This window comes from Intestinibacter sp. (assembly GCF_051866655.1).
In the GTDB taxonomy this organism is placed as follows: domain Bacteria; phylum Bacillota; class Clostridia; order Peptostreptococcales; family Peptostreptococcaceae; genus Intestinibacter.
The window spans coordinates 1-7,687 of sequence record NZ_JBJDXL010000044.1 but is presented as its reverse complement, the minus strand read 5'-3'; the positions used below and the strand labels follow the sequence as shown (position 1 = coordinate 7,687).

The 7,687-nt window shown below is 26.0% G+C and carries 7 protein-coding genes and 1 other annotated feature; all 7 genes read right to left on the bottom strand.

Going from position 1 to position 7,687, the window contains the following annotated elements; genetic code table 11:
• Positions 1 to 950, bottom strand: a 950-nt coding sequence (locus tag ACI3VO_RS01275; RefSeq protein WP_439756167.1) for a DUF4011 domain-containing protein, incomplete at its 3' end; no start/stop codon positions are given.
• A gap of 229 nt (positions 951 to 1,179) precedes the next feature.
• The gene (gene alr, locus ACI3VO_RS01270; RefSeq protein ID WP_439756166.1) at positions 1,180 to 2,349 is read right to left on the bottom strand and encodes an alanine racemase; all 1,170 of its coding nucleotides are present in this window, start codon (positions 2,347 to 2,349) and stop codon (positions 1,180 to 1,182) included.
• Between the two features lie 165 nt (positions 2,350 to 2,514).
• Complete coding sequence (locus ACI3VO_RS01265) at positions 2,515 to 2,787, bottom strand: hypothetical protein (RefSeq protein WP_439756165.1); 273 nt, start codon at positions 2,785 to 2,787, stop codon at positions 2,515 to 2,517.
• Positions 2,788 to 2,869: 82 nt separating this feature from the next.
• Positions 2,870 to 4,927 (bottom strand): sensor histidine kinase, encoded by a 2,058-nt coding sequence (locus ACI3VO_RS01260; protein WP_439756164.1) that lies wholly within the window; start codon positions 4,925 to 4,927, stop codon positions 2,870 to 2,872.
• A 221-nt stretch (positions 4,928 to 5,148) separates the two neighbouring features.
• Positions 5,149 to 5,700 carry a tryptophan transporter gene (locus tag ACI3VO_RS01255; RefSeq protein ID WP_439756163.1) on the bottom strand — a complete coding sequence of 184 codons (552 nt, stop codon included), beginning with the start codon at positions 5,698 to 5,700 and terminating at the stop codon, positions 5,149 to 5,151.
• A gap of 201 nt (positions 5,701 to 5,901) precedes the next feature.
• Positions 5,902 to 6,144 (bottom strand) — a binding site (T-box leader).
• A gap of 93 nt (positions 6,145 to 6,237) precedes the next feature.
• Complete coding sequence (locus ACI3VO_RS01250) at positions 6,238 to 7,335, bottom strand: Nif3-like dinuclear metal center hexameric protein (RefSeq protein WP_439756162.1); 1,098 nt, start codon at positions 7,333 to 7,335, stop codon at positions 6,238 to 6,240.
• Between the two features lie 12 nt (positions 7,336 to 7,347).
• Positions 7,348 to 7,687 (bottom strand): tRNA (adenine(22)-N(1))-methyltransferase TrmK (locus ACI3VO_RS01245; RefSeq protein WP_439756161.1); only part of this gene is annotated, 340 nt, incomplete at its 5' end.

Genomic DNA, 7,687 nt, shown 5'->3' with positions numbered 1-7,687 from the left:
TTTTCTAAACCATAATTCTTTTCACCTTTATATATCTGTTCTAAATATTGATAATCTTCATAAATTGAATTTGCAACTGGAAACTGTCCCAAAATTATATAAGAATTTAACAATAATTGCCCATTTTTAAAAATTGAATCCTCATTTTTTTTTCGTTCTACAAATTTCATTGATAATTCTTTATTCTCTCTTTTTATGTAAATACCATATTTTTGTAGATATTCCAATAAGCATTCTATATCTTTGAATGAATCTTTTATATTATTATACTCTGTTTCTATTTTTTCTATTTCAATTGAATTATGTTTTGATATAGCAAGAAGAAACACTTTATTCAAAAGTATATCTTGATCTAATATATTTTGAAGATACCAATTACCTTTATTTTGAATTATTCTAACTGGAAATAATAATAACGGTGCTTTAACAAAAGTGCCATCATTAAATTTTCCTTCCACGAAATTATATCCTATATATAATTCATATCTACCTGTTTCTTTTTCTACATAATTTATTTCTCTAAAAAGATAATTTATACCTTTAGATATACTTATCAGTTCCTCTGTTTTCTTATTTATTTCTTCAATCTTCTTTTCTTTTTTTAATTCAAGATTACGTTTTATTAACTCTTGCTTATTTTTTTTTATATCTTCATCTAAAAATTTCTTTTCTATATCTGAAAGTTTCAACTCTCTGTCATTATTTATATCTTCTTCTATTATATTTATATTACGCTGAGAATATTTTGAAGGATCTTCTAATATCTGTATATTGTTACTTTTTCTATTTACTATAAAATTTATAATCTCTCTATCTATATTTTTATTAAATTTTTTAATATTGTATAAATCAAGTGCTCTTTTTTTATATAATTTTCTAGTTACTAAACTTCTATTCCTTGAACTAATATTAATGAGCCTTTCTTTATATGTATTTAAAATCCTGTCCATATGATAATCCCCCCACAAAATCAAAAGTTCTACTTACACACAAATTTAATTTTTATCTATAAATATTTCAATTTTTTTAAATTAACAATACACTTCCATTAACTCTATATATTTTATTTTATCATATATTATTTTCGCTTTAAATAAATTAAAAAGATACTTAAATACAATCGCTCGTATCTAAGTATCTTTATATTCAATAATTTATGATTTTAATTCAAATTAAATCCTATAAGTGATATACTCTCTTAACTCTTGAACCTATAACACTTAAAGTTTCATTAGTTATAGTGTTGCTTGATAAACTTATTTGGTTAACTGGTAAGTAGTTATCTCCATCTTGTCCTATTAAAGTAACAGTATCTCCTGATTTTACATCTATACCAGTTACATCTATCATCATTTGGTCCATACAAACGTTACCTATTTGTCTACCGAATTTTCCATTTACTAAAACTTTCATATCTTTTTTAGATACAAGTCTTGATAAGCCATCAGCATAACCTATAGTAACTGTAGCAACTTTTATAGTTTCTGTAGCAGTGAAGTTATTACCATATCCTACAGATTGGCCTGGATATACTTCTTTAACCATACCTACTTTACATTTCCATGAAAGAGGAGCTTCGAATTTTAATCCGTTTGGTAATTTATCTAATGTATCATCTAGTGGATCTGAAGGAACACCGTATAATATGATACCTGGTCTAGCTAGATCATAGTGTAAATCTCTGTAAGTTACTATACCATAGCTGTTTTGAAGATGTACATTACCAAGTTCAAATCCAGCAGCTTTTAATTCACCTATTACATAGTCAAAGTTTGCTATTTGTTGTTTAGTAAATACTACATCAGCCTCTAAATTACTGTCAGATCTACATAAGTGAGAGAATATACCTTCTATTTTTATATTATCTAAAGTGTATATTTTCTTGATTAAATCTAGATGTTCTTTTGGTTCACCTAATCTATTCATACCTGTGTTTATTTTTACATAACCTCTTACAGTTCCAGGTAATTTACTTAATTCTTCAGCATATTCTTCATTAGCCAATGTTTGACATAAATCGTATTTAATTAAGTCATCTTTTTGGCAAGCAGGAGTCCAACCTAATATGATTATATCGCCTTTTACTCCGCCTTCTCTAAGTTTTATTGCTTCTTCTATACAAGCAACAGCGAAATATTTTATTCCAATACTTTCAAAATATTTTGCTACAACTACATCTCCATGACCATAAGCATTAGCTTTAACAACTCCGACCATTTCTACGTCGTCGTGTAATAATTCTTTTATAACTTCTACGTTATGTTTGAATTTTGATAAATCAATTTCTACCCATGATCTAAGTCTAGAAGTATCTATTTCTTCTTTGCTATTGTAAATTTTAGTTTCCATATTGATCCCCCTTGGTATGTAATTAACTTAAATTATTTTAAAGTAAAATATTTTCCTGCACAATAAATATGCCATAATTTACTTCCAAGTCAATTATAGCATAAAATTCTTAAATATATTATATTTTTTTAATAATTCGTAAAATTAAATAAATTATTTTACAGACTATAAATTTTTATTTTTAGATTCATTTTCAACAGTCAATCTTCTAGAATTAAACTCTTCTATTTTATCCTCTAATTCTGATTTTTCGTAGTCTTGATTCTCTTTAAAATCACATTCTTCTTTGTCACATAGCTGCTGATTTTTTTTACAAGTACATGTTCTAATTTTTAAAATCATTAATGAAACAATTGTTAAAATACCACCTACTGCTATACCTCTGCAATAAGAAGCCTTTTGTTTTTTTCTATTTTTATTATTTAGACAACAAAACATTATCAATCACCTCATATATTTGAATTAATAATATTATTTGTAATATCTAAAATAATATTTGACGTAAAATCAAGAAACACTATCAAGTAATATCAGATAATTCTAATTTTACCTTTTCTTCTATATCCTGCGATACATCGTAAATTTCTTCCGATACTTCCCCTGATTTTTTAAAAGTAAGTCTAACAGTAGTTCCTTTACCTATTTCACTTTCTATTTCTATTTCTCCATTTAAAGCTTTTACAAGCTGTTTAACTATGCTAAGACCTATTCCACTTCCCTCTTTAATCATCGCATTATTGTTTTTCATTCTCTCAAATCTGTCAAAAATTCTGTCTATTTTCTCCTTAGGTATACCTATTCCACTATCAATAACCTCTACGTAAATATGTTCACTGTCATTTTTTATAATTACATCTATAGTACCATTTTTTTTGTTGTATTTTATTGCATTTGAAAGTAAGTTTAACATAACTCTCTCAATACATTCTATATCTATTTCGCAGTATAGCTCTTCTTCTTCTGTATCGAAAATTAATTGTATATTTTGTCTCTCTGCAAAATTTATAACAGACATAGTAATATCTTCTATAATAGAGACAATATTTACACATTTTAAATTTACTTTTAATTGATTGTTTTCTAGTTTAGTAGAATCTATAAAATTATTTATAAGCCTTATCAAGCGATTGCAATTTTGTCTTATAATTTCGTTAAACTCTAATATTTTTCCGTAATTTCCCTTTTTCAAATTTATATCCTGTATCTGAACAGTAGAATATATGACATTTACTGGAGTTTTAAATTCATGTGAAATATTAGATAAAACTTCATTTTTAGCTTTATCCATTAAATCTCTTAGCTCTAATTGTTTTTCTGCATTTTCTAATTTTATTTTGTCTTCTATATTACTTATAATAGATACTTGAAATATTCTTTCATGAACATTTTCATAGAATCTTATTTCAGATCCCTCAAATACCACATTGTTATATGAAAATTTAGTTTTAATTACATTTTGATCCAGTTTATCTAAATCTAAGGATTTTAAGTCCTGCATGTATTTATATTTTACATTTTCATCTATTATATCCAAAATATTTTTATTAATTATAGAACTTTCTGATTTTAATCTAAATAAATTTAATACCTTTTTGTTGACAAACATAATTTTATCATCTGAAGATATCAAAATTCCAGCTGGCATATTTCTTAAAAGCTCTTCGTAGATAACTTTATAGTACTCCATATTAAAGCTAACTTCTTTAAGCTTCTCTATATTCTTCTGAAGCTTATCCTTTTCTTTCAATAAATTGTAATATAAATTTTGATTAGGTCTTTTTATTATATCCCTAAAACAGATAATATATACCATATATACATAAATAAAATTTAAAATTGTCATACTTAAACAATTAAATCTATTTATAAATTCTATATTTGTACTACTATTTATATTACCATTAAAGAAATTTATACCACCTAAAAACACCATAAGTAATATTCTTCCAATTGTACAAATTAATATAACTTCTATATTTTTAACTGTTTTACTATTATAAAATTTTCCCTCTAATCTTTTTATATTACACAATAAATAAACATATCCCAAAATATATACAACACATAATATATTTTTAGCAGGTATATATTCCCCTTGAACAAATATCTTTGGCAGTATATTTAATCTAGCAACAGAGATATATAATATTGGAATACTTAAAAGCACAATACGCAAAATATATTTAAATGGAATTATATTTTTATCATTTCCATAAGTGTGTATTAAAGAAATATAAAGCACCATTTGTATTGCAAAATTAAATAATACAATTTGAACCTCTTGATTAAGAGTTATATATTGTAAATTATTAAATACATACATTGAAAATAATAAATTATTAATCCCTACTATTCCAAAAATTTTTGCTAAATCCTTATAAATCTTTTCTTCTCCCGTACTTAATGTAACAGAGCTTATAATGAATCCAAAAATTCCTACCGAGCTATTTATTATTACAAGTATCAAATACATATAATAAATATCCATATCTCCCAAAACTATTAAAAACATACATATTATCATTATATATGCAATCATAAAGTTGACAAAGTAATTATATTTATTTAAAAATTTCATTATTTTCCCCCCATAAAAACTTAAACAACTACACTTAACTATTACCACTATATTTCAAATAAAAAAATATACATATTTTATTTATTCTAATTTTGTTCCTTCTTTCCTCTTTTTTTTTAGACATTTTTGATATATTTTGACGAGCAATAAATGAATAAAAAAACAGATGCCATAAAATTCTATTTTACGACATCTGTTTTCTATTTATTTCAAATCTAATTTTAAGCATTTAATACGGCTTTTTGAACTGTTACATTTATTATCTTGTAGACTAATACCCCAACTATTAAATTGATAACTACTGCTGGTAAAACTACTGCTATAAATAATGCTGTAAAGTTTCCTGGAAGACCAACTAATATTTGAGCTGAAGTTAAGAATACTGTACCACTTACTAAAGTACCTAAAACCATCATTATTGCTGTTACTATTAAATCTTTAACTTTATCTGATAAATTGTTTATAAAAGGTAATTTATAAGAAGCCATCATAATCACGAACACAACATTTGTAGTTATGAATTTGTCTATTAAGTTTGGCACTTGACCACCTGGGAATGAACTTGTCATACCTGCGAATATACCTGCTATTATTCCGGCTACTAAACATGTTTTATAGCTATCTCTATTTATTACCATAAGTGTAAATAACATTATAAGTGTTGTATCTGGTTTAATTGTAAATATTGGTGGTGTTACTTGATGTAGTACTAACCCCATTGCTAATAATATTGCGTTTAAAACTAATCTCTTTGTATTTGTATTTGTTCTCATTTTTTAAAATCCTCCTAAAATTTTTATTTCTGTTTTTGTAATATTCTTTATTTTCTTTCTTTTCAAATCCTTTAAATGGAGTTCATAACATCTTTTACACCTCCCTCCTTCTTTATTTAATACTCGGTATAAATTTTTAAATATATTTTGAAAGTTTATATAAAACTTTTTCTGAAAAATAAAAAACTCCGTCCTATTTGTATATAGGACGGAGATTATCCGCGTTGCCACCTAAGTTGTATATATAAATATATACCTCTCATTAAAGTACTAACATACTCTTTCGCTGTAACGTGCGATCACGGTAAAGTCTACTCTCAAAATATGATTTCAATTTACTCCTCAGAGGCCCATTCATTAAATTCCTTCTTGTCGAGCTTCCACCGTCCTCGACTCTCTATATTGAACCTAAACTTAATTACTCTCCCTCATCAAAGGATTTAAGTTATCTTATATTTATATAATATTCTCTTTATTAATTTTTGTCAACTAATTTTTTTTATTTTTTATTTAATTTTTTTAATTGTCTAAATTTTTCTAAATTATCTTAAATGGATTTAAGTATATTTCGCTCTTTATAGTTTCAAATTCTTCAAAGCTATCTATAAATCTCTTCATAACATCCTTGAATATATCCTCAGTATCAAAATGACCGCAATCTATCACATTCATTCCCATATCTAAAGCATCTTGTGCTTCATGGTATTTCATGTCTCCTGTTATTAAAACGTCTGCACCTTTTGCTTTAGATAATTTTACTAAATCAGATCCAGCACCTGTACAAAGTGCTACTCTATTTATTTTACTGTCTAAATTTCCAACTAATCTTATCTTGTCCATGTTTAAAGTATATTTAATTTTGTTTGCTAGATCTTTTAAAGTCATTTCTTCGTCTAAAGTACTTATTCTTCCCAAGCCTTCTTTTTGTCCTTGATTTTTAAGTTCAAACACATCGTAAGCCACCTCTTCATATGGATGTGCTTTTATTACCTCTTGTACTACTTTATTTAATATACTCTCTTGTACAACTGTCTCTATTTTTACTTCATCTACCTTTTCTATCTGGCCGATTTCACCTATAAATGGATTTGTACCTTCTTCTGCTTTAAATGTACCTGTTCCTGAAGTGTTGAATGTACAATGACTGTAATTTCCTATATAACCGGCATTATTTGCTCCTAAAACGTCTCTTATCTTATCCTCGTAACCAACAGGAACGTATACGGCTAATTTATATAATTTTTCGCTGTGAGTTTCTTCTAAAATCTCGCAGTTTTTAAAGCCCATAATTTCCATGAAGTAGTCGTTTAAGCCATCCTTTGCTATATCAAAATTAGTATGCATAGAATAAAGGCTTATATTGTTTTTTATCAATTTTAAAATAAGTCTTCCTTTTAAATCACCTGAATTTACTCTACTTATTTTTGAAAATATAAAAGGGTGATGTGTTATTATCAAGTCGACCTTATTTTTTATTGCTTCATCTACTACAGCTTCATTTGCCTCTAATGTCACTAGTATTTTTTTTATATCATTTTCATAATCTCCTACTAGTAGTCCCACATTGTCCCATGAATATGCCAAATTAGTAGGGTATTTGCTCTCTATCTTCTCTATTAAATTGCAAAGCTTCATATAAAAATCCCCCTATCTATTCAATAAGCTATTTAAATCTTCTATTTTTTTATTTACAATAGCTTTTCTCTCTTCTACTGCACTGCCTTCTTTTCCTTCTAGTTTATTTAATATGTTTTTATTTATTCTTATTTTATTTTCTATAAAATCTTTAATTAGAGGATCATTTTTTTCTATTAATTTTTGACCGACTTCATAGTAAATGGGATCTATTTCAGATGCCTCTAAATCTCGATATCTACATACTATTATTTCGTACAATCTATGTTCTTCTCTAACTAAATATTCGTCTAATATTTCGTATCCATTTTGGTATAAAAATTTTCTAAGCTCCTCTGGGCTCTGCATAGGT